Origin of the sequence: Mycobacterium sp. 23 (genome assembly GCF_048287075.1) — a bacterium.
Classification (GTDB): Bacteria; Actinomycetota; Actinomycetes; order Mycobacteriales; family Mycobacteriaceae; genus Mycobacterium; species Mycobacterium gordonae_B.
Map to the genome: position 1 here is coordinate 1482230 of NZ_JBLVUX010000005.1, position 21327 is coordinate 1503556.

Below are 21327 nucleotides of genomic sequence, written 5' to 3' on the forward strand. Positions count from 1 at the left end.
CGTTACCCAGCTCGCCCCGGAGGGCGGGCAATGTTCGCGGAACAGCCGCGCAGACGGGCCGAGGAGCAGGCATTGTGGACGAATGTCGGAAAGTGGGCATCTCGACACCCTGGTCGGCGATGCGGAAGTGATTCGGTCCGTCTTCGACGCGCTGGACGTCATGGCCTGTTGCTGGCAGGGCCCGGAGCTACGCCTGGTCGCCGCGAATGCCGCCTTCCGTTACGTTGCCGGCCGGGACGACGTCATCGGCTGCACCGTCTCCGAGGTGTTCCCGGAATTGGACGGCCAGCTGATGAACCCGGTGATCGAGCGGGTGTACGCCAGCGGCCGCACCGAAATCGGCCGGGAGTGGCGGGTGCACTGGGAACACCCGGCGTCCAACCGGGTCGAGGAGCGATGGTTGAGTTTCGTCGTCACACCCCATCCCATTAACCGGGAGTGGGTGCTGGCCTACGCGAACGACGTCACCGACCAGGTGCTGGAACGCGAGCTTGCCGGGCGGCGCGCGGCAGAAGCCCAACGCCGTTACGAGGCGACCCGTGATGTCGTCGACGAACTGCAACGGGCCCTGTTGCCCCTCGAGCTACCGGTGGTTCCGCATATCGACATCGCCGCGCGCTACCTGACCGCGTCACGGGACCAGGCGGCCGGCGGGGACTGGTTCGACGCCCTACCGCTCGACGACGGCCGAATGGCACTGGTCGTCGGCGACGTGGTGGGGCACGGAGTGGCAGCGTCGGCGGCGATGGGGCAGCTGCGCGCCGCGCTGGAGTTGGCGCTGACCACCACCGCTGACCTCGGTTCGGCCATCGCGCAAGTAGACGCATTTGCCGCGAAGAAGGCCCCGCTTCGGGCCGCCACCGTCGGCATCGTCGTGATCGATCCGCGCACTGCCGATATGGAATTCTGCCTGTGCGGACACCCGCCGCCCGTCGTCGTGGGCGCCGACGGCAACACCAGGTTCCTACACCAAAGCGGAAGCGCACCACTGGGAGTCGGTCATCACCACGCCGTCGTCCGGAGGCCGCTGAAAGCCGGCGATGTGGTCCTGCTGTACTCCGACGGCCTCATCGAGCGACCGGGACGAACCATGGCCGAAGGCTACGCCGAGGTCGCGCAGGTGGCGGCCGACGCGGTCGCGAACCGGGTGCTGCCCACCGGCGCGGCGCATTCGCCGGCGGCGCGCGCGTGTCAGCTGACCGTCGAATTGCTCACCCGCACTGGGTATGACGACGATGTCACCACGCTGGCGGTGCAACTCGTCGCCGCACCCCCACCGGAGCTGACCGTCTCGACTCTCGCCGACGACAACGGCATCACCGACGCCGTCAACGGCATCCGAACATGGCTTACCACAATCGATATCAGCGACGAGGCCGCGCTGGCTATCGAACTGGCGGTCAACGAGGCGATCGCGAACGTGGCCGTGCATGCGTACCCCGACTGCGCCCCCGGACCGCTGCGCATCACCGGCAGGCTGCAGTCCGGCGGGGTTGTCGAAGTGTGCATCGGCGACGACGGGCAGTGGCGCACGCCCGGAATCGGTGACATCGGGCGGGGGCGCGGCCTGGCGATGATGGAGCGGCTGCTCGACAAGGTGACGATCAGTCATGACAGCACTTCCCGGCCGGCCCAGAAAGGAACGGTAGTGACGCTGCGGCACAAGGTTTCTCGCCCCGCCCTGGTTGCTTCCACTGGACCCGGAAGCAGCCCGTCAGCCAGCACGCCGCACTCCTACCGCGCCGAGCGCCACGACGAACCCGGCAAGGCGACACTCACGGTGACCGGCGCGGTGGATGCGTTGACCGCCGACCAGTTCAACGTTGACCTCTCCGATGCCGCCCAGGGTGGCACGGTCGGTTTGACGGTGCTGTTGGACCGGGTCACCCTGCTGACTAGCCGGGGTGTGCGGGCCTTGTTCACGATGCGCGACCAACTGACCGCCCATCAGCGCCCTTTCACTCTGGTGGCTGCCACGGGCAGTCCCGCGGCGGTGGTTCTCGACCTGGTGGGGCTGAGCCGCAGCACCGATCATCAGTCAGGCGGCAGCTGAAACCGGCGCGCCCCGGCGGTGTGGGTAGGGTGACCAACAGTGCTAAAACCCACCCGCCACAGTCGTCAGGAGGCCCCAGCATGCCCGTAGTCGTCGTCGCCACGCTGACCGTGAAGCCCGAATCGGTCGACACCGTCCGCGACATCCTGACCACCGCGGTCGAAGAGGTGCACGGCGAGCCCGGATGCCAGCTGTATTCGCTGCACCAGTCCGGCGAGACCTTCGTCTTCGTCGAGCAGTGGGCCGATGAGGAGGCGCTGAAGACCCACAGCACCGCGCCCGCAGTCGGCAAGATGTTCGGCGCCGTCGGCGAGCACCTGGCCGGGGCGCCGGACATCAAGATGCTGGCGCCGGTTCCAGCCGGGGACGTCGATAAAGGACAAATCCGCGCCTGATGGCCCGACCCCTGGACGGCAAGACGGCCTTCATCACCGGCGCCGCACGCGGTCAGGGCCGCGCCTACGCGGTCCGGCTGGCCGGCGACGGCGCGAACGTGATCGCCGTGGACCTGTGCGGCCGGATCGACAGCGTGCCCTACCCGCTGGGCACCGCCGAGGACTTAGCGCAGACCGTCAAGCTCGTGGAGGACGCCGGAGGCCGCATCGTGGCACGGCAGGGCGACGTCCGGGACCGTGACTCGCTGGCGGCCGCTTTGCGGGCGGGCCTCGACGAATTCGGCCGGCTCGACATCGTGATCGCCAATGCCGGGATCGCCCCCATGCAATCGGCTGACGGCTGGCGCGACGTCATCGACGTCAACCTCACCGGTGCGTACCACACCGTCGACGTATCGACGCCGACCTTGATCGAGCAGGGTGAGGGCGGATCGATCGTGCTGATCAGTTCGGCTGCGGGCCTGGCCGGTGTCGGGAGTGCCGACGCCGGTTCGATCGGCTATACCGCCGCCAAGCACGGACTGGTCGGCTTGATGCGTCTGTACGCCAATTTGCTTGCGCCGCATGATATCCGAGTGAACTCCGTGCACCCCTCCGGCGTCGACACGCCGATGATCAACAACGAGTTCATCCGCCAGTGGCTGACCGACCTGGTCAGCAAGTCCGGCCGCGCGCCCGGCATGAGCAATGCCCTGCCGGTGCAGATCCTGCACGCCGAGGACATCGCCAATGCCGTGGCGTGGCTGGTGTCCGACCAAGCCCGCTACATCACGGGCGTCACGTTGCCGGTCGACGCGGGCTCGGTGAACAAGCGGTAGCTCGTGGCCCGAAACCCCGCTGCCGGAACCGCGTTCGGACCGATGCTGCTGTCCGCGATCGAACAGAACGAACCGGCCGATCGCCGGCTGGTGGACGACGATCTTGCAGGGCTTTTCCTGCCCGCGCCGCTTCGCCTGCTCGTCGCCGCCACCGCGCCATCGCTGTTGCGCCGGGTGTTCATCAGCGCGTCGGAGCGGACCGGTCCCGGCTTGTGGGCAAATCTGGTCTGCCGCAAACGGTTTATCGGCGACAAGCTCGCCGAAGCCCTTGACGAGGTCGACGCGGTGGTGATTCTTGGCGCGGGCTTGGACACCCGCGCCTACCGGTTGACCCGCCGGATCCGCAAACCGGTCTTCGAGGTGGACCTGCCGGTCAACATCGCCCGCAAGGCCAGGACGGTCCGCAAGGTGCTGGGCGAGCTGCCGCTCTCGGTTCGTTTGGTGGCACTGAATTTTGAGCATGACGACCTGTTGACGGCACTGGCTGAGCACGGGTATCACATCGACTACCGGACGTTCTTCATCTGGGAGGGAGTCACCCAGTACCTCACCGAGGACGCCGTGCGCGCCACGCTGGATGGCCTACGGCCGACGGCGCCGGGCAGTCGCATGGTGTTCAGCTACGTCCGGCGCGACTTCATCGACGGCACGAATCGGTATGGCTCCCGCACGTTGTACCGGTCGGTTCGGGGGCGCCGTCAGCTGTGGCACTTCGGCCTGCTTCCCGAACAGGTGGAAGACTTTCTGGCCGGCTACGGTTGGCGGTTGGTGGAACAGTTGGGACCCGACGAACTCGTCGAGCGTTACGTGAAACCCACCGGCCGCAGACTCCCGGCGTCCCAGATCGAGTGGTCGGCTCTAGCCGAGAAGGTCTAGATCTTGTGCGCCGACCGTGAAACCCACGACGCCCGCCCGGCGTGTCGTGTCGTGAAATTCCCACTCGCGGAAGGGGTTTAGACCTCAAGAACCGTCGGCACGATCATCGGCTGCCGGCGGAATGTCTCGCCCACCCATTTGCCGACGGTGCGCCGCACACCCTGAGCGATCCGGATCGGATCGGTGACGTTGTTGGCCGCCAACGATTCCAGTTCTGCCTCGACCTTGCGCACCACGGGTTCCAGCGCCTTGGGGTCCTCGGAGAAGCCGCGGGAGCTCAGGTGCGGCGTCGCCACCGGCTTACCGGTGCCCCGGTGCAGCACCACGGTCACGGCGACGAAGCCCGAGGACAGAATGAGCCGCTCCCCCAGGGTGATCTCGCCGACGTCGCCGGTGATCAATCCGTCGACGAACATCTTGCCGACCGGTACCGCGCCGGCGATGCTGGCCTTGCCGGCGACCAGATCGACGCTGACGCCGTTCTCGGCCAACATTATCGACTCCTCCGGCACGCCGGTGCTGACGGCCAGTTTGGCGTTGGCCCGCAGGTGCCGCCAGGTGCCGTGTACCGGCATGACGTGGCGCGGTCGCACTCCGTTGTAGAGGAAAAGCAACTCACCGGCATAGGCGTGACCCGAAACATGCACCCGCGCTTGGGCATTGGTGACAACGCGGGCACCGATCTTGGCCAGCGCGTCGATCACGCCGTAGACGGCTTCTTCGTTGCCCGGGATCAGCGACGACGACAACACGATGAGATCGCCGGCGGTCAGGGTGATGCTGCGGTGTTCGCCTCGTGACATCCTCGACAACGCCGCCATCGGCTCGCCCTGAGTTCCGGTGGTGACCAGCACAACCCGGTCGGCCGGCATCTCCTCGGCCGCGGCGATGTCGATCAGGTCCGAATCGGCCACCCGCAGGAAGCCGAGTTCGCGTGCGATGCCCATGTTGCGCACCATCGACCGCCCGACGAACGACACCCGTCGGCCCAACGCCACTGCGGCATCGATGATCTGCTGGACGCGGTCGACGTTGGAGGCGAAACACGCCACAATGACCCGCCCGTCGGCGCCGCGGATCAACCGGTGCAGCGTCGGGCCGATCTCGCTTTCCGACGGGCCGACTCCGGGGTGTTCGGCGTTGGTGGAGTCGCACAGGAACAGGTCCACGCCGGCGTCGCCGAGGCGGGACATGCCGGGCAGGTCGGTGGGACGGCCGTCGAGCGGCAATTGGTCGAGCTTGATGTCACCGGTGTGCAGCACGGTGCCGGCACCGGTGTAGACGGCGATGGCCAGCGCGTCGGGAATCGAGTGGTTGACGGCGAAGTATTCGCATTCGAACACTCCGTGCCGGCTGCTCTGCCCCTCCTTGACCTGGACGAACACCGGCTTGATGCGGTGCTCGCGGCATTTGGCGGCGACCAGCGCGAGGGTGAACTTGGAGCCGACGACCGGGATGTCGGGACGCAGCCGCAGCAGGAAGGGGATCGCGCCGATGTGGTCCTCGTGGGCGTGGGTGAGCACCAACGCCTCGATGTCGTCCAGCCGGTCCTCGATGTGACGCAGGTCGGGCAGGATCAGGTCGACCCCGGGTTCGTCGTGGGTGGGGAACATCACGCCGCAGTCGATGATCAACAGCCGGCCCAGATGCTCGAAAACCGTCATGTTGCGGCCGATTTCGCTGATTCCACCCAGCGCGGTGACCCGCAGCCCGCCCGCTGTCAGTGGACCGGGTGGGGCGAGCTCCTCGTACAACGTCAGATCACCGTAGAACGGAGGCCGCGCGCATATCCGCGGCCAGTGCGTCGAGTTGCTCCGGTGTGGCCGGGACCTGCGGCAGGCGCGGGTCGCCGGCGTCGATGCCCTGCAGTCGCAGGCCCGCCTTGGACAACGTCACGCCGCCCAGGCGGCTCATCGCGTTGCACAACGGCCCCACGGAGTGGTTGATCTTGCGGGCGGTTGCCACATCACCGGAGTTGAAGGCGGACAACAACTCGCGCAGCTGACCGGCCGCCAGATGGGAGATCACGCTGATGAATCCGGTCGCGCCCATGGCGAGCCAGGGCAGGTTCAGTGCGTCGTCGCCGGAGTAGTAGGCCAGGCCCGTCTCGGCGATGATCTGTCCCGCGCCGTGCAGATCGGCCTTCGCGTCCTTGACGCCGACGATGTTGGGATGCGCTGACAGCACACGCAGGGTGTCGAATTCGATCGGCACCACCGACCGGGGCGGGATGTCGTAGAGCAGCACCGGCAGGTCGGTCGCGTCGGCGACGGCGGTGAAGTGCGCGATCAGCCCGCTCTGCGGGGGCCGGGAGTAGTACGGCGTGACCACCAGCAGGCCGTGGGCGCCCTCGGCGGCGGCGGACTTGGCCAATTTGATGCTGTGTGCGGTGTCGTAGGTGCCGGCGCCGGCGATGATGTGGGCCCGGTCCCCCACCGCCTCCAGCACGACCCGGAGCAATTCGCGCTTCTCGTCGTCGGTGGTCGTCGGCGACTCACCCGTGGTTCCCGAGACGACCAGACCGTCGCATCCCTGGTCCACCAGATGAGTGGCCACTCGGGCCGCGGCGGCGGTGTCCAGGGCGCCATCGGCGTCGAACGGTGTCACCATCGCGGTCAGGAGGGTTCCCAGGCGCGCTGGCGCATCGAATCCGACGGTGCTCACGGTTCTCAAGGTTACCTGGCTGCGGCAAGCCTTTAAGCACCGCCGCGTAGCTCAGGCTTCGGTAGCTAACGGGCTGGTAGCGACCTCGCTGCCGTCGGCCAGCGTGGTCACTTCGAAGTCGGCGAACACCGCGGGGGCTACGTCGACGAGCTGGCGCAGGCAGGCGATGGCCAGGCGCCGGATCTCGATGTCGGCGTGCTCGCTGGCCCGCATCGCGATGAAGTGCCGCCACGCCCGGTAGTTGCCGGTGACGACGATGCGGGTTTCGGTGGCGTTCGGCAGCACCGCGCGGGCGGCCTGGCGGGCCTGTTTGCGACGCAATATCGCGTTGGGTTGGTCGGCGAACTTGGCCTCGAGCTTGTCCAGCAGCTCGATGTAGGTAGCGCGGCTGGCGTCCGCGGCGGCGGTCAGGATCTCACGCAGCTCGGGGTCGTCCTCGATGCCGGGCGGCAACACCACCTGGGAGTCGTGCTCCGGCACGTAGCGCTGCGAGAGCTGCGAGTAGGAAAAGTGCCGGTGCCGGATCAGCTCGTGGGTGCACGACCGCGAGATGCCGGTGATGTAGAACGACACGCTGGCGTGCTCGAGCACCGAGAAATGCCCGACGTCGATGATGTGCCTGATGTAGCCGGCGTTGGTCGCGGTCCGCGGATTTGGCTTCGACCAGCTCTGGTAGCAGGCGCGGCCGGCGAACTCGACCAGCGCGGAGCCCCCGTCGGCGTCGGTGGTCCACGGCACATCCGGCGGCGACAGGAAGTCGGTCTTGGCGATCAGTTGCACGCGTAACGGCGCGGTCTGGGCCACGGCGCTCAGCGTAGCCCGGTGACGATGCGCGCCGTGCAACGGCGCGAGGAGGAGGCGGGCAATCAGGGCCGGCCCGGTGACGATGCGCGCCGTGCAACGGCGCGAGGAGGAGGCGGGCAATCAGGGCCGGCCCGGTGACGATGCGCGCCGTGCAACGGCGCGAGGAGGAGGCGGGCAATCAGGGCCGGCCCCGGCACTCAGGGTCTGGCCAGCGCGGTGTCCGCGATGTGTACCTCTCCGGAGATCAACAGCGGCAACAGTTCATCGCGATAGCTCGACAACCGCGTGATCTCGGTGCGGCGGGTCTGGCACAGCGCCCCCAGCTTCGTGATGGTCTGAGCCTGGTGGGGGGCCAGTTGCCGAACGTCGCGAACCCCCACCTCGAGCAGGTCGCGGTGATGGACTCGCTGGTGGCTGCCCGACGTCCCGATCACGCGTCGCTGCAGTGCCGTCGACACCTCGGGCTGGCGCAGCGCCGCCCAGAGCGTCGACGTATCGATGCCGGCCGGTGTGAGGACCACGAACTCGCTGCTGGCCAACGCCAGCTGTGCAGGCAGATCCACCACGTTCCAGATCCGGGGAATGCGCGGATTGAGTTTGGCGACCAGGACGCAGGGACCCGGCAGCAGGAATTTGCCGCTCTTCACCGAACCTCCCGGCACCACCTTCGGGCTCGCGCCGTTGTCGAATGCGGGCAGACTGAAGTGCGCCACCCGGTCGGGAAAGTGCCGTGGGTCCAGGTAGTCGGACGAGCGAGTCGCCAAGGTCGCCAGAGGCACTCGGGCACCGGCCGATTGCGTCATACCGACCATGAGGTCCTCGGCGGCCCGTATCACGCGCTGGTTGGCGACGATCTTGTCGTCGACCGCCCCGAGCAGCGCCCCGATCTGCCGCCGGTCGCGCGCGGTGACGTCGGGAACCGAAATGTCATGCAATATACGTTGATTCAGTAGCGGCTGGCCAGACCCGGACCGGTGATCGTTGAGACCGCAGGCGCGCAACGCGTAGTACCAGTAGCGCGTCTCCTCGACGTTCTTGGCCCGGCAGGCCAAGGCATTGTCGGTGATCCAGACGTCGGTGTCGCAGTAGCGGACGGTGCCGCAGTATGTTCCGACGCGGCCGATCACAATCACCGGGCCGGTGGCGTTGCGCTCGGCCGCGTAACCGATCGGCCCGTTGGCGCCGTATACGGGAAACCGGCCCTGCGCCAGCCGTTGCGGCGCGCTGCGTCCGCTCCGGAAGTCGAGGTGGTCTCCGATCCTCATGTCGGTCGCACGCGTCCCAATTGGTCGCGGAGCGCCATGTCTCGCCGATCGGATTCGTCGAGCGCCGACAGCAGATCCGCGGTCAGGCGCGCGACCTTGTCCCCGACGGGCTCATCACCGCCGGGCTCAGGGGCGGCGCCGACGAAACGTCCGGGAGTGAGTACGTATCCCGCAGACCTGATCTGGTCCTGCGAGACCGACGCGCAGAAACCTGAAACATCCTGATAGTCGGCATCTTCAGCGATCCAGCTACGGTACGTCCGCGCTATGCGAGAGACATCGTCATCCGTCAGCGCACGCTCGGCGCGGTCGACCAGGCATCCGAGCTCGCGCGCATCGATGAACAACACTTGGCCGGCGCGCCGCCCCTTCGCCTTGTCGAAAAACCACAGGCACACCGGTATTCCGGTGTTGCGGAACAGCTGGGCGGGTAGTGCCACCATGCACGACACCAGGTCCGCGTCGACTATCCGGGCGCGAATCTCGCCTTCCCCGGCGGAATTCGACGACATCGAGCCATTCGTCATCACCACCGCGGCCCGGCCGGTTGGTGCCAACTTGAACAGGATGTGCTGAATCCAGGCGAAATTCGCGTTCGCAGCCGGCGGAACACCGAAACACCAGCGCGGATCGCGCTCGTCGCGAGCCCAATCCTTGATGTTGAAAGGCGGATTGGCCATCACGTAGTCCATCTGCACGCCGGGGTGCTGATCACAGACGAGCGTGTCACCCCACGCCAGGCCGGTGCCGTCGATGCCGTGCACAGCCAGGTTCATCCTCGCCAACCGCCAGGTCTCCTCGACGCTCTCCTGTCCGTAGATCGTGATGTCGGCAGGTTCACCGTCGTGGTCGGCAATGAATTGCTCTGTCTGCACGAACATTCCACCCGAGCCACAGCAGGGATCATAAACACGCCCGCGCTTGGGCTGCAGCACCTCGACGATCACCCGGACCAGGCTGGGCGGAGTGAAGAACTCCCCGCCGCGCCGTCCTTCAGCGCGCGCGAACCCGCCGAGGAAATACTCGTACACCTCGCCCATCAAGTCACGGGCCCGAGACCCGTTGCTGAATCTGGCTTTATCGAGGAGTTCGATGAGTTCGCCGAGGCGCCGCTGGTCGACGCGGTGATAGTGGCGTGGCAGCGTGTCGGTAAGCGCCGGGCCGTCGGTCATGACCGCGTCCATCACCTGATCGACGAGTTGGCCGATGTGAGGCGAATCCACGTTGACCGCCAATGATTTCCAGTGGTCCTCGGAGACGAACCGTAGAAACACCAGCCCGAGGACCACGTCCTTGTACTGGCCGGCCGGGAGGGAGCCGCGTAATTTGTTGGCGGCCTTCCACAGGGTGTCCTTGAGGTCCTGTTCCATCAACCGGCCTGCCTGACGGCCGCGCGCAACGCGGAGGCCAGGTCGCCCCGACTCGACACGCTGACCCCGCTGAGACCCAACCACGTTGCCATCGAACGTAACTCACCCGCCAGGGCCGCGGGGACGCTGGCGCGCGCCGCGTCGGGCTCACCGAAGGCGCCCAGTACCTGCAGCGTGTCGGTGGCCCTGTCGGCCTTGAGGTCCACCCGCGCCACCAGTTCGCCGTCGAGCAGGAACGGCCACACATAGTAGCCGTACTGCCTCTTGGCCGCGGGCGTGTAGATCTCGATGCGGTAGTGGAAGTTGAAGATCCGCTCCACCCGAGGACGGAAGAAGATCAACGGGTCGAACGGACAGAGCAACGCCGTGCCGCGATCGCGGCGGGGCACGGTCTGTCCGGCCCGCAGGTAGGCGGGCGCCGACCAGCCGTCGACCTCGACCCGTTCGATCTCGCCGGCTGAAACCAATTCGGCGACAGCCGGTTTGACCTGTTGCGCGGAAAGCCGGAAGTAGTCGCGGATGTCAGGCTCGGTGGCCAGCCCCAGCGCGGTGGCGGCGCGCAGGGTGAGTTCCCGGATGGCTTCGTCGTCGTCGACCTGGCGGCTCAGCACCTCGGCGGGAAGCACCCGCTCGGTCAGGTCGTAGTGTCTTGCGAAGCCCACCCGGGTTGCCGTGGTGAGCACCCCGGCGGCGAACAGCGCCTCGCACACCCATTTCGTGTCACTGCGGTTCCACCAGGCGCCCTTGGTCTGGCGGGGCGCGGCTTCCAGATGTGCCTCGATCTGGCCGGCGGTACTGGGTCCCAGTTCGGCGACAGCGGCGACGATGTCGTCGGCCAACCGGGGATTGGCCTTGACGATGTGGGTGCCCCAGCGGCCGTGCCGGTACTGGCGCATCCGCCAGCGCAGCAGTGGCCAGTCATCGACGGCCATGAGTGCGGCTTCGTGCACCCAGTACTCCGCCAGCAGGCGTGCGTTCGCCGGACCCCAGGCGGCGCGGTCGACGATGTCGCGGTCGTAAGGGCCCAGCCGGCTGAACACCGGGGCGTAATGCGCGCGCACGGCCACCGACACGGAATCCAGCTGCAGCACCTGGATGCGCGATATCAGCCGCCGCAAGTGCGCACGGGTCACACCGGCTCCGGGCCGGGGATCGTTAAATCCTTGCGCCGCAACGGCGATCCGCCGGGCCTGCGTGGCGGTCAGCCTCGCTTTCCGGACGACCGACACGGTGCCGAGAATACCGGGCCGCGCAGGTCAGGGCGGGACCGGCGCGGGTTATGCGGTCCTGACTTTGCGGTCCGCCGTCCCGTTGGTGGCCGTCTGGCTGAGTTCTGCGTGTGCCGACGCGAGCGCCGCCGGCACCGGTTCGAGGTCGCGGTAGACGCTCATCAACTGCTCCAGCACATCGATTCGTTGCTGAGTCGCCTCGTCCACCGCGCGCCGGGCCTGCTCGCGGTAGTGGTCTGCCTCCTGCCTTGCGTCGGCGAGAAGCTGGTCACGCTCCTGCTGCGCTTCCCGCCAGGCCTCGTCGATTCCCGACTGGGTGTCCGCGCGCATGTTCGACAGCTCGGACTCCTGCTTTGCCCTGGTTTCGTCGTACTCGTCCTGCAAGGCTTTCAACCGCTCGGTCATCTCCGCCAGCTGCTCTTTCGACTTCTGCTGCTCGGCTTCGATATCGGCTTCGGCCGACGCGATCAGCTCCTGCGCCTCAGCGCGCGCCTCGGCCTGCATCTGGGACACCTCCTCGACCGCGCGTTGCAGCATCTTGGCCATCCGCTGTTGCATCGCGTGCGGTGAGGGTGAGGTCTCGGTGAGCTGGGCCACTTCCTTGCGCAGCGAGGCCACTTCGTCACCGGACTCCCGCAGCCGGGTCCGCAGGCTCTCCACGTCGTCGCGAAGCAGCCGCTGCTTGGTGCCCAACACTTCGATGTGTGCGTCTACCGTGGCCGGGTCGTAGCCGAAGAACTTTCGAGAAAACGTCTTTACGGGTTCGGTTACCACTGTCAAATTCCCCCTTCTGGACATGCTTGTTACCCGATGAGACCGCCCCCAAGCCCGGTGTGTCAGGCCAATTGGTGGGCGCTCACGAGCGGAAGTAGCTGTGAAACCGGTAACGCAACCCCGCGCGGCTGACTTGCCACTCCCCTGTTTCACCATGCCACGTCTCGTCGAGCACCGGCGCCAGCGCATCCTCGTCGTCGCGCGGCAGATCGATATCGACTTCGGTGACTTCGCACCTGCTGGCCTGCGGTAACGCCAGCGCGTAGATCTGGGCGCCACCGATCACCCAGGTTTCCTGGTCGTGGAGTGCTTTCTCGAGTGTGTCGAGCACCTCAGCGCCGTCGGCCGTGAAGCCGCTCTGGCTGAGCACAATGTTTCGCCGGCCGGGCAGCGGCCTGAATTGCGCGGGCAACGATTCCCAGGTGCGGCGGCCCATCACCACCGTGTGCCCCATGGTGATTTTCTTGAAGTGGGCCAGATCCTCCGGCACCCGCCAGGGTATGTCGCCGCCGCGCCCGATGACGCCGGACGTCGACTGAGCCCACACCAGGCCCAGGTCGTTTCTGCCTGTCATACAGCTACGGGCGCCTTGATCGCCGGGTGCGGGTCGTAGTGCTGCACGACGACGTCTTCATACCGGTAGTCGAAGATTGAATCCCTCTGCGCGAGAACCAGTTCCGGGTAGGGACGGGGATCGCGGGTAAGTTGCAGCGCGACCTGTTCGACGTGGTTGTCGTAGATGTGGCAGTCGCCACCGGTCCAGACGAACTCACCGACGTCCAGGCCGGACTGCGCGGCCATCATGTGAGTGAGCAGTGCGTAGCTGGCGATGTTGAACGGAACCCCGAGGAACAGGTCGGCGCTGCGCTGGTACAACTGGCAGCTCAGGCGGCCGTCGGCGACGTAGAACTGGAAGAACGCGTGACACGGCGGCAGCGCCATCTGCGGTATTTCGCCGACGTTCCAGGCCGAGACGATGATGCGCCGGGAGTCCGGGTCGGTGCGCAGCAAATGCAGTGCGGCGCTGATCTGGTCGATGTGCTCCCCAGTCGGGGTGGGCCAGGAGCGCCACTGCACGCCGTAGACAGGTCCGAGATCCCCTGTCTCGCTTGCCCATTCGTCCCAAATGGTGACGCCATGCTCCTGTAGCCAGCTGACGTTGGAGTCGCCGCGCAAAAACCACAGCAATTCGTAGACGACCGACTTCAGATGCACCTTCTTGGTGGTCAGCAGCGGAAACCCGGACGACAGGTCGTAGCGGATCTGGCGGCCGAACAGGCTTCGGGTGCCGGTGCCGGTGCGGTCGGATTTGGCCGTGCCCGTTTCGAGCACCTGACGCAGTAAGTCTTCGTACGGCGTCGCGATCGGCACGGGGCTAGCTTAGCGGCGATCGCAAGCACGGCGAAGCCGGGCGCGGCGGGTCGCCGCCATCGAACCCCGCGGCGATCGCAAGCACGGCGAAGCCGGGCGCGGCGGGTCGCCGCATCGGTGCCGACTGACTCACCGGGCACGCCGCGGAGTAGAACGGAAATCATGCCGAAGATCACAGACAGTGTCAGTACAGCCGACGGCAGCTGCCCCGTCAGCCTGTTCACCCCCGACGGCACCGGACCCTGGCCTGGCGTGGTGATGTTCCCCGACGCCGGCGGGGTCCGCGAGACCTTCGACCAGATGGCGGCCAAGCTGGCGGGATTCGGCTTCGCCGTGCTGCTGCCCGACGTGTACTACCGCGAGGGCGACTGGGCGCCGTTCGACATGACCACGGCGTTCAGCAACCCGCAGGAACGCGCCCGCATCATGTTCATGCTCGGCACCGTGACTCCGGACCGGATCACCCGGGACGCGACCGCCTTGTTCGACTATCTGGCCGGACGCCCCGAGGTCCGCGGTGAGCGCTTCGGAGTGTGCGGCTACTGCATGGGCGGACGGATTTCGGTGCTGCTCGCCGGCCGCGTTCCGGAACGCGTCGCCGCAGCGGCGTCGTTTCACGGCGGCGGCCTGGTGAGCGACAACACGGACAGCCCGCATCTGTTGGCCGACAAGATGGACGCCCTCGTGTACGTCGGCGGGGCCGAAAAGGATCCGTCGTTCACAGCCGATCACGCCGAGCAACTCGAAAAGGCACTCACGGCAGCGGGTGTGCGGCACACCATCGAGTGGTACCGGGCCGGCCACGGTTTCGCAGTCCCGGACAACCCGCCCTACGACCCCGCCGCTGACGAGCGGCATTGGGCGGCAATGACGGAAACCTTCGCCGAAGCCCTCGCCTAGGCCCCCGCGAGCAGACGCGAACTCGCACAAAAATTGACGATTTCGTGCGAGTTCGCGTCTGCTCGCGCCACTAGGTGACCGGCAGGTCGACGAGTTCCCCGAGGCGGGACCGGTGCCGATACGCGGTGCCGAACGCCAACTGGTCGCTCTTGGCCCGCTTGAGAAACAGGTGCGCGGGATACTCCCAGGTCATCCCGATGCCACCGTGCAGCTGAACACACTCCTCGGCGGCATGCACCGCCACGCCGCTGCAGTAGGCCTGCGCCAGGGACGCCGCGATCGCCGCGTCGTCATCACCGCGGGCGCTTGCGTCGGCCGCATAGCGGGCCGCTGACGTGGCCGAGCTGACCTCGAACCACAGGTCGGACAACCGATGCTTGATCGCCTGGTAGGAACCGATTGCGCGGCCGAACTGCTTGCGCTCCTTGGCGTAGGCCAGGGTGGTGTCGAAACACCACTGCGCCAGCCCGAGTTGTTCGGAGGCCAGTAACGCCGCGCCGGTGTGCAGCGCCGCCGCTATCGCCTCCGCGCCCGCACCGACCGCAGTCGAAACGGCACCCGAAAAGTGCACGTCCGCAAGCGGTCTCGTCATGTCCAGAGCAAGCTTGGGCGAGGTCTCGACACCGTTGTCCGCACGCGAAACGGTATGGAGCTCAAGCCCGTTGGCGCCGGCGACCGGTACCACCAGCACGTCGGCTTCCGCGGCGCCCGGCACGCTGGTGACCTGTCCGCTCAGGCCGGCGCCGTCTACGGCCACCCCGGTCACCTCATCCCAGGGTGCTGTCGACAGCGGTACCACCAGCGCCGCCGTGACCTGCCCGGAGGCCAATTCCGCGACGGTTTCGGTGTCACCCGCTCGCAGCAGGGCGACGGTGGCGAGCACAGCGCTGGACAAAAACGGGACGGGCGCAACAGCACGGCCGATCTCCTCCATGACCACGGCTGCCTCGCGGGCACCTGCCCCGGCTCCGCCGAGCGACTCCGGCACCAGCAGGCCCGCGACGCCCAGTTCTGCGGCGAGCGTGCGCCAGACACCGGAAAAGTCTTGTGGCGGTGCGTCATAACATCTCGTCACCGCCTCCGGGGGGCACCGGTCGGCGAACAACTGCCGCACACTGTCGCGTAGCGCGTCCTCGGTGTCGGAGTACAGCAGGTCGCTCATCGGGGCAGGTCCTTCCATGCGACGGCCTTGTCTACCCGGTGCTCACCGGGCAGGCCCAGCACCCGCTCGGAGACGGTGTTACGCAGAATCTCCGAGGTACCGCCCTCGATCGAGTTGCCCCTGGCCCGTAGGTAGCGGTACCCGGGCTCGCGGCCGGTGAGGTCGACGACGTCCGGCCGGCGCATGGTCCAGTCGTCATAGCTCAGCCCGGCCTCACCGTGCAGCTCGATCTCGAAGCCCGAAATCGCCTGCGCGATACTGGCAAACGCGATCTTCATGCCGGCGCCCTCCGGTCCGGGCTGGCCGCTCGCCGCCTGCTGGCGCAGCCGCTCGCCGGTGAGGCGAAGAACCTCCGCGTCGACCCACAGGCGCATCAGCTCGTCGTGCATGGCGGGATTGCGCAGTGTGGCATCACTTCGCCAGGCTTTGGCGACCTTCCCGATGTGGCCGCTCTCGCGCGGGGTACCGGCGCGCGAACCGATCGCGACCCGCTCGTTGTTGAGCGTGGTGGTGGCAACCCGCCAGCCGCCGCCTTCGGGTCCGAGCCGGTTGGCGTCGGGTACCCGGACATCGGTCAGGAAGACCTCGTTGAACTCTGCTTCACCGGTGATCTGACGCAGTGGCCGTACTTCGACGCCTGGTTGAGTCATGTCGCACAGAAAATAGGTCAAGCCAGCGTGTTTGGGGACGTCGGGGTTTGTGCGTGCGACCAGGATCGCCATCTGCGCGTGCTGGGCCTGCGACGTCCACACCTTCTGCCCGTTGACGATCCAGTCGTCCCCGTCGCGCACGGCGCGGGTGGCCGCCGCGGCCAGGTCGGACCCGGCGCCCGGTTCGCTGAACAACTGGCAGTAGATCTGTTCGCCAGTGAACAGCGGACGCAGGAACTTTCGTTTCTGCTCGTCGGTCCCGTAGGCCGCTATCGTCGGCGCTGCCATGCCCATGCCGATGTAGTTCTTCTCGGTGCCGCCGATGGGCGCACCCGCGGCGGCCAGCTGCGCATGAACCCGCTCCTGCGCGGTCCGCGGCAGCCCCAGGCCCCCGAATCCGACCGGTAGATGCACCCACGCGAGCCCCGCGTCGTACTGGGCTCCCAGGAAGTCCCGTGGCGCGGTGGTGGCCGGGTCGTGCTCGTCCAGCAAGGCCCGGACCAGCACGTCCACTTCGGCTTCGGTGGTCACCGCCCGCCGCCGGACTGGAAACCTTGCGCGGCGCCCAGCAGCAGGCCGCCGTCGATCACCAGCGTTTCGCCGGTGATCCAGCTGGCAGCGTCGGAGACCAGGAACGCGACCGCGGCGGCCACATCGTCTGGCTCACCGATCCGGCCCAGCGCGATCGATGAGGCCAGCGGATCCTCGTGGTCCTTCCACAGGGCTTCGGCCAGCTTGGTGCGTACCACGCCAGGAGCGATCGCGTTGACCCGGATGCGCGGCGAAAGTTCAAGTGCCAGTTGCTTGGTGACGTGAATCAGCGCGGCTTTCGTGGCGTTGTACAGGCCCATGGCCGGGGACTGGTGCATGCCACCAATGGAGGCGGTGTTGACGATGGCGCCACCATGCTCCCCCATCCCCGACTTGACCACCAGCGATGTCCACAGCAGCGGCGCCCAGAGATTGACGTCGAAGATCTTGTTGAAACGGGCGTGGTCCTGGTCGATCAGTGGACCGTAGGCCGGGTTCGTGCCGGCGTTGTTGATCAGAATGTCCACCCGGCCGAACCGCTCGAGAGTGAGATCGACGCAGCGCCGCGCGGCGTCCTCATCGACGGCATGCGCGCCCACTCCGAGCGCCCGATCGCCCACCTGCGCGGCGGCCGCATCGGCTGCTTCCTGTTTCCGGGCGGTCAGCACCACGTTGGCACCGGCGTCGGAAAGCTTCTGGGAAATCGCCAATCCGATGCCCCGCGAAGCGCCGGTGACGATGGCGGTGCGGCCGGTCAAATCCAAGGAAGTCATGTGTTACGCCTTCTGTTCGCGTGAAAAGAATGAACCCGTCTGGTGCCAGGTTTGAATATGGGCGCACGTGGTATGCGACAGGAATGTTAGCGAAAATCAACCTCCTCAAACCACTGGTGGTGGCCGGGGCTGTCGCTACAGCGATTGCCGCGGCGCCGATGGCCGCGGCCGACGTTGTCGCGGCCGGGCCGAGCACTACCAGCACCGGAATCACCCACTTCATCCCGCTCGACCCGGGCGGCGGCGGCTGCGACCCGAACGGCAACTGCGGCTCCGGCGGCACCGACCAGGGACCGAACGGCGGTCCTGGCGGACAGGGCTGCATCCCGGGCGTCGGCTGCGGCAACGGCGGTCAGTTCTGGGGTCCGGGCGGCGTTCCCGGCGGCGAGGGTTGCCTGCCCGGCGTCGGTTGCGGTTCCGGCCACGCCTGACCTTCGCCCGCTTCAGCGATCCCGGAGCCTGGTGATCCAGGCCCGGGAGTCGGCGGGATCTATCACGTCGTCCAGCTCGAAGGTGGTGCCGGCGCGTAGCGCCTTGCCGTGCTGGTAGGCGGCCGCGACAAGTTTGTCGAATAAGGCCTGTCGCTGGATTTCGTCCGGGGCCGCGGCGAGTTCCTTGCTGAAGCCAAGGCGCACAGCGCCTTCCAAGCCCATGCCGCCGATCTCCCCGGTGGGCCACGCGACGGTGAATTGCGGTGCGCGAAACGATCCACCGGCCATGGCCATCGCGCCCAGGCCGTATCCCTTGCGCAGGATGATCATTCCGAACGGCACCGTCAGCTTCGCCCCCAGAATGAACATCCGGCCGAAACGTCGTACCGCCGCTTCCTTCTCAGCCTCCGGTCCCACCATGAATCCGGGTGTGTCGCACAGCGATATCACCGGCATCCGAAAGGACTCGCACAAAGTCAGGAAGTCGCCGACCTTGTCGGCCGCCTCCGCGTCGATCGCACCGCCGAGGTGGTGGCTGCTGTTGGCGATCAGTCCGTAGGCCGCACCCTCGACCCGGACCAGAGCGGTCACGACGCCGACTCCGTAATCGGGACGCAGTTCCAGCACCGAATCGACATCCACGACACTTTCGATCGCCCGGTGTACGTCGTAGGCACGCAGCCGATTCTGCGGCACCACATGCCGGGCCAGACGTGGATCGGGTGCTTCCCAGTCCGTCACGGCGCCTTGGAAATAACCGAGATAACGTTTGGCCAACGACACCGCGTGGGCTTCGTCGCGGGCCACCAGGCTGACGACGCCGTTGCGCCGCTGGACGTCGATCGGCCCGATCGCCTCGGGTGGATAGACTCCGAGGCCACCGCCCTCGATCATTGCCGGGCCGCCCATTCCGATGTTGGCGTCCGGCGTCGCGACGATCACGTCGCAGACCCCGGCCAGCGCGGCATTGCCGGCGAAGCACCGCCCGGAGACGATCGATACGAGCGGGACTCGGCCCGACAGCCCGGCCAGCATGCGGAACGTGGGCACATCCAGCCCCGCCATGCCTCCCACGTCGGTGTCGCCGGGTCGCCCTCCACCGCCCTCGGCGAAAAGGACTACCGGCAAACGCTTTCGGCCCGCCAGTTCGAAAACCCGGTCGGTCTTGGCGTGGTTTCGCATGCCCTGTGTTCCGGCCAGCACGGTGTAGTCATAGGACACGACGACGGCTGATGCGGCCTGCCGCCCGAAGCGATCCGCACCGATGGTGGCCAGGCCGGCGACCAGGCCGTCTGCCGGGGTGTTGGCGATCAAGTCCTCGTCGGAGCGCCTGCTGCGCTGGGCGGCGATGGCCAGCGCGCCGTACTCCACGAAGCTGCCGGCGTCGACGAGGTCGGCGATGTTCTCCCGCGCCGTGCGGCGACCGAGCTTGTGCCGCTTGTCGACCGCGGCCGGACGCCCCTCGTCGAGAGTCATCCGGTGCCGGTGCCGGACCTCATCGAGATCTTCGCGCGGACGGTCCAGATCGACTGCAGCCGAGATTGATTCACCTCCGGATCCGGATCCGCTCCGGGAGAAAACCACCAGCGGGTCCCCGGTTCCGACCACCTGGCCGGGGGCCACCAGGACGCGAACCGTGCGCAGCGCGTCCGGCGCGGTCAGGACGTGCTGCATCTTCATCGCCTCCAGAACCACCACCTGCCCGCCGGCGCCGACCTCCGCGCCGTCGGAAACCATCTCGACCACCGTCCCGGCCAGTTGCGCGCGTAACACCTCCTCGCCGGGGTAGAGCTCGACCGCGACCTGTGCCGGGTGCTGACGCTGGTGGGTCGCCGCCGCGGCGGCCAGCTGCGGAAGCTTGTCGTCGAGGAAGGTCGTCGACACGGTACCCTGCTGAAAGTCTCTGTCGGACAACAGCTCTAGCAGAACGGGGAGGTTGGTACCGACCCCCTCGATACCGAACTCGCCCAAGGCGGTGTGTGCTTTGCGGACCGCCGCACCAAACGTCGTGCCGTGGACGTGGGTGATCACCTTGGCAAGTAGCGAATCGTATCGTGGACTGGGCGCCAAGCCGGGCCGGCCATAGGTGTCGACGCGCACGCCGGGTCCGGTCGGCGGGGTGAACACGCTGAGGGTGCCGGCGCTGGGCAGCACCGAGCCGTCCGGTCCGAAAGTTTCCATGTTGACGCGGGTCTGGATGGCGATGCCTGCCGCTGCAGCCGCCTCGCCACCGACTTCGGTTCCGTCCGCTGCTATTCCGGCGGGCAGCGGCAGTTCGTCGAACGAGGCGCCGTCGGCGATGGCCAGCTGGACGGACACCAGGTCGATGCCGGTGACTGCCTCGGTGATCGTGTGTTCCACCTGGATACGCGGATTGATCTCGAGGAAGACGAAATCTTCGCCATTGACCAGGAATTCGACGGTGGCCAGTCCGCGCAAACCTACCCCGGCGCACAACCGGGCCGCCGCCTGGTGCAGGTCGCGGCGCAGGTCGGCGGAAAGGTGCTGGGCAGGGGCGATTTCCACCAGCTTCTGGTAACGCCGCTGAATGCTGCAATCCCGATCGCCCAGCGCCAGGGCACGGGTTCGTCGTCCGGCCGATGCGGCGACGATCTGTACTTCGATGTGCCGCGCGCCGGTCAGCAGCTCTTCTGCGAACAGTGCCGAGTCACCGAAGCCGAGTTGCGCTTCCGCGGCGGACCGGCGGTACGCGTCGTCGATCTGGTCGAGGCGATCGACCCTGCGCATGCCGCGCCCGCCGCCACCGGCCAGGGCCTTGAGCATGATGGCGCCGTCGCGCACAGCGAAGAACGCGCGCACGTCCTCGACGCTGCTCGGCCCCTCGGTGGCGGCCAGCACCGGAACACCGGCGGCGACGGCCGAAGCGCGGGCCGAAGACTTGTTGCCGACCAGTTCGAGGACTTCGGCGTCCGGACCTACGAACACCAAGCCCGCGGACGTGCAGGCGCGCGCGAATTCGGGGTTTTCACTGAGGAACCCGTAACCGGGGTGAACCAGTGTCACACCCGACGCCTTCGCGCCGTCCAGAACGGCGGCCTGGTCAAGGTAGGCGGCTACACCGTTGCCCCGCAGCGCAATTGCCTCGTCGGCCGCGTGCACGTGCGGACTGTCGGCGTCATCCTCGGCATAGACAGCGACGGTCCGCGAGCCGAGTTCGGTTGCGGTGCGGATGATGCGGAGGGCGATCTCGCCGCGGTTTGCGATGAGGACATCGCGCGGTGGTGGCCGCATAGGGCACAG

19 protein-coding genes are annotated in these 21327 nt (G+C 67.3%); 6 read left to right on the forward strand and 13 right to left on the reverse strand.

Going from position 1 to position 21327, the window contains the following annotated elements:
- The first annotated feature begins 82 nt into the window (after nt 1-82).
- The 4 genes from ACNQS7_RS07950 to ACNQS7_RS07965 all read left to right on the forward strand — a co-directional run bounded on the left by ACNQS7_RS07950 (nt 83) and on the right by ACNQS7_RS07965 (nt 4142).
- Entirely contained in the window at nt 83-2053 is a 1971-nt protein-coding gene (locus ACNQS7_RS07950; protein WP_418012132.1) for a SpoIIE family protein phosphatase, read from the forward strand.
- Between the two features lie 80 nt (nt 2054-2133).
- Complete coding sequence (locus ACNQS7_RS07955; RefSeq protein WP_055580489.1) at nt 2134-2448, forward strand: putative quinol monooxygenase; 315 nt, start codon at nt 2134-2136, stop codon at nt 2446-2448.
- Nucleotides 2445-3266, forward strand: coding sequence for a mycofactocin-coupled SDR family oxidoreductase (locus ACNQS7_RS07960; protein ID WP_418015928.1), 822 nt, complete (start codon nt 2445-2447; stop codon nt 3264-3266). Before ACNQS7_RS07955 ends, ACNQS7_RS07960 begins: the two co-directional genes overlap by 4 nt.
- A 3-nt stretch (nt 3267-3269) precedes the next feature.
- Nucleotides 3270-4142, forward strand: a complete 873-nt coding sequence (locus ACNQS7_RS07965) for an SAM-dependent methyltransferase (RefSeq protein ID WP_418012133.1) — start codon at nt 3270-3272, stop codon at nt 4140-4142.
- A 77-nt stretch (nt 4143-4219) separates the two neighbouring features.
- Here ACNQS7_RS07965 and ACNQS7_RS07970 read toward each other — a convergent pair whose 3' ends face one another.
- The 9 genes from ACNQS7_RS07970 to ACNQS7_RS08010 form a co-directional block, all read right to left on the reverse strand.
- Complete coding sequence (locus ACNQS7_RS07970; RefSeq protein ID WP_418012134.1) at nt 4220-5896, reverse strand: ribonuclease J; 1677 nt, start codon at nt 5894-5896, stop codon at nt 4220-4222.
- 7 nt (nt 5897-5903) lie between these two features.
- Entirely contained in the window at nt 5904-6806 is a 903-nt protein-coding gene (dapA, locus tag ACNQS7_RS07975) for a 4-hydroxy-tetrahydrodipicolinate synthase (protein WP_418012135.1), read from the reverse strand.
- A 51-nt stretch (nt 6807-6857) separates the two neighbouring features.
- A complete protein-coding gene (gene thyX, locus ACNQS7_RS07980) occupies nt 6858-7610 on the reverse strand; it encodes an FAD-dependent thymidylate synthase (RefSeq protein WP_418012136.1) in 753 nt (250 codons plus the stop codon).
- 197 nt (nt 7611-7807) lie between these two features.
- Complete coding sequence (locus ACNQS7_RS07985) at nt 7808-8875, reverse strand: restriction endonuclease subunit S (protein WP_418012137.1); 1068 nt, start codon at nt 8873-8875, stop codon at nt 7808-7810.
- Nucleotides 8872-10245, reverse strand: coding sequence for a type I restriction-modification system subunit M (locus ACNQS7_RS07990; RefSeq protein WP_418012138.1), 1374 nt, complete (start codon nt 10243-10245; stop codon nt 8872-8874). The genes ACNQS7_RS07985 and ACNQS7_RS07990 overlap by 4 nt, the downstream gene beginning before the upstream one ends.
- Nucleotides 10245-11474 (reverse strand): winged helix-turn-helix domain-containing protein, encoded by a 1230-nt coding sequence (locus ACNQS7_RS07995; protein ID WP_418012139.1) that lies wholly within the window; start codon nt 11472-11474, stop codon nt 10245-10247. The genes ACNQS7_RS07990 and ACNQS7_RS07995 overlap by 1 nt, the downstream gene beginning before the upstream one ends.
- A 48-nt stretch (nt 11475-11522) precedes the next feature.
- Nucleotides 11523-12248 carry a cell division protein DivIVA gene (locus ACNQS7_RS08000; protein WP_418012140.1) on the reverse strand — a complete coding sequence of 242 codons (726 nt, stop codon included), beginning with the start codon at nt 12246-12248 and terminating at the stop codon, nt 11523-11525.
- Nucleotides 12249-12330: 82 nt separating this feature from the next.
- Complete coding sequence (locus tag ACNQS7_RS08005) at nt 12331-12822, reverse strand: dihydrofolate reductase (protein ID WP_418012141.1); 492 nt, start codon at nt 12820-12822, stop codon at nt 12331-12333.
- Nucleotides 12819-13619, reverse strand: coding sequence for a thymidylate synthase (locus ACNQS7_RS08010; protein WP_418012142.1), 801 nt, complete (start codon nt 13617-13619; stop codon nt 12819-12821). Before ACNQS7_RS08010 ends, ACNQS7_RS08005 begins: the two co-directional genes overlap by 4 nt.
- 162 nt (nt 13620-13781) lie before the next feature.
- Here ACNQS7_RS08010 and ACNQS7_RS08015 point away from each other — a divergent pair, with 162 nt between their 5' ends.
- A complete protein-coding gene (locus ACNQS7_RS08015; protein ID WP_418012143.1) occupies nt 13782-14519 on the forward strand; it encodes a dienelactone hydrolase family protein in 738 nt (245 codons plus the stop codon).
- A gap of 70 nt (nt 14520-14589) precedes the next feature.
- On the opposite strand, the gene ACNQS7_RS08020 is transcribed toward ACNQS7_RS08015, so the two are convergent.
- From ACNQS7_RS08020 to ACNQS7_RS08030, 3 genes are read right to left on the reverse strand one after another with little or no spacing between them, the layout of a single operon-like run.
- A complete protein-coding gene (locus ACNQS7_RS08020) occupies nt 14590-15681 on the reverse strand; it encodes an acyl-CoA dehydrogenase family protein (protein WP_418012144.1) in 1092 nt (363 codons plus the stop codon).
- The gene (locus ACNQS7_RS08025) at nt 15678-16862 is read right to left on the reverse strand and encodes an acyl-CoA dehydrogenase family protein (protein ID WP_418012145.1); all 1185 of its coding nucleotides are present in this window, start codon (nt 16860-16862) and stop codon (nt 15678-15680) included. Before ACNQS7_RS08025 ends, ACNQS7_RS08020 begins: the two co-directional genes overlap by 4 nt.
- The gene (locus tag ACNQS7_RS08030) at nt 16859-17635 is read right to left on the reverse strand and encodes an SDR family oxidoreductase (RefSeq protein ID WP_055580475.1); all 777 of its coding nucleotides are present in this window, start codon (nt 17633-17635) and stop codon (nt 16859-16861) included. Before ACNQS7_RS08030 ends, ACNQS7_RS08025 begins: the two co-directional genes overlap by 4 nt.
- A gap of 83 nt (nt 17636-17718) precedes the next feature.
- Between ACNQS7_RS08030 and ACNQS7_RS08035 the strand changes: the two genes are divergently transcribed.
- A complete protein-coding gene (locus tag ACNQS7_RS08035; RefSeq protein WP_055580474.1) occupies nt 17719-18066 on the forward strand; it encodes a hypothetical protein in 348 nt (115 codons plus the stop codon).
- A 12-nt stretch (nt 18067-18078) separates the two neighbouring features.
- Here the strand turns inward: ACNQS7_RS08035 and ACNQS7_RS08040 are convergent, their stop codons facing one another.
- Complete coding sequence (locus tag ACNQS7_RS08040; protein ID WP_418012146.1) at nt 18079-21318, reverse strand: carboxyl transferase domain-containing protein; 3240 nt, start codon at nt 21316-21318, stop codon at nt 18079-18081.
- Between the last annotated feature and the right edge of the window lie 9 nt (nt 21319-21327).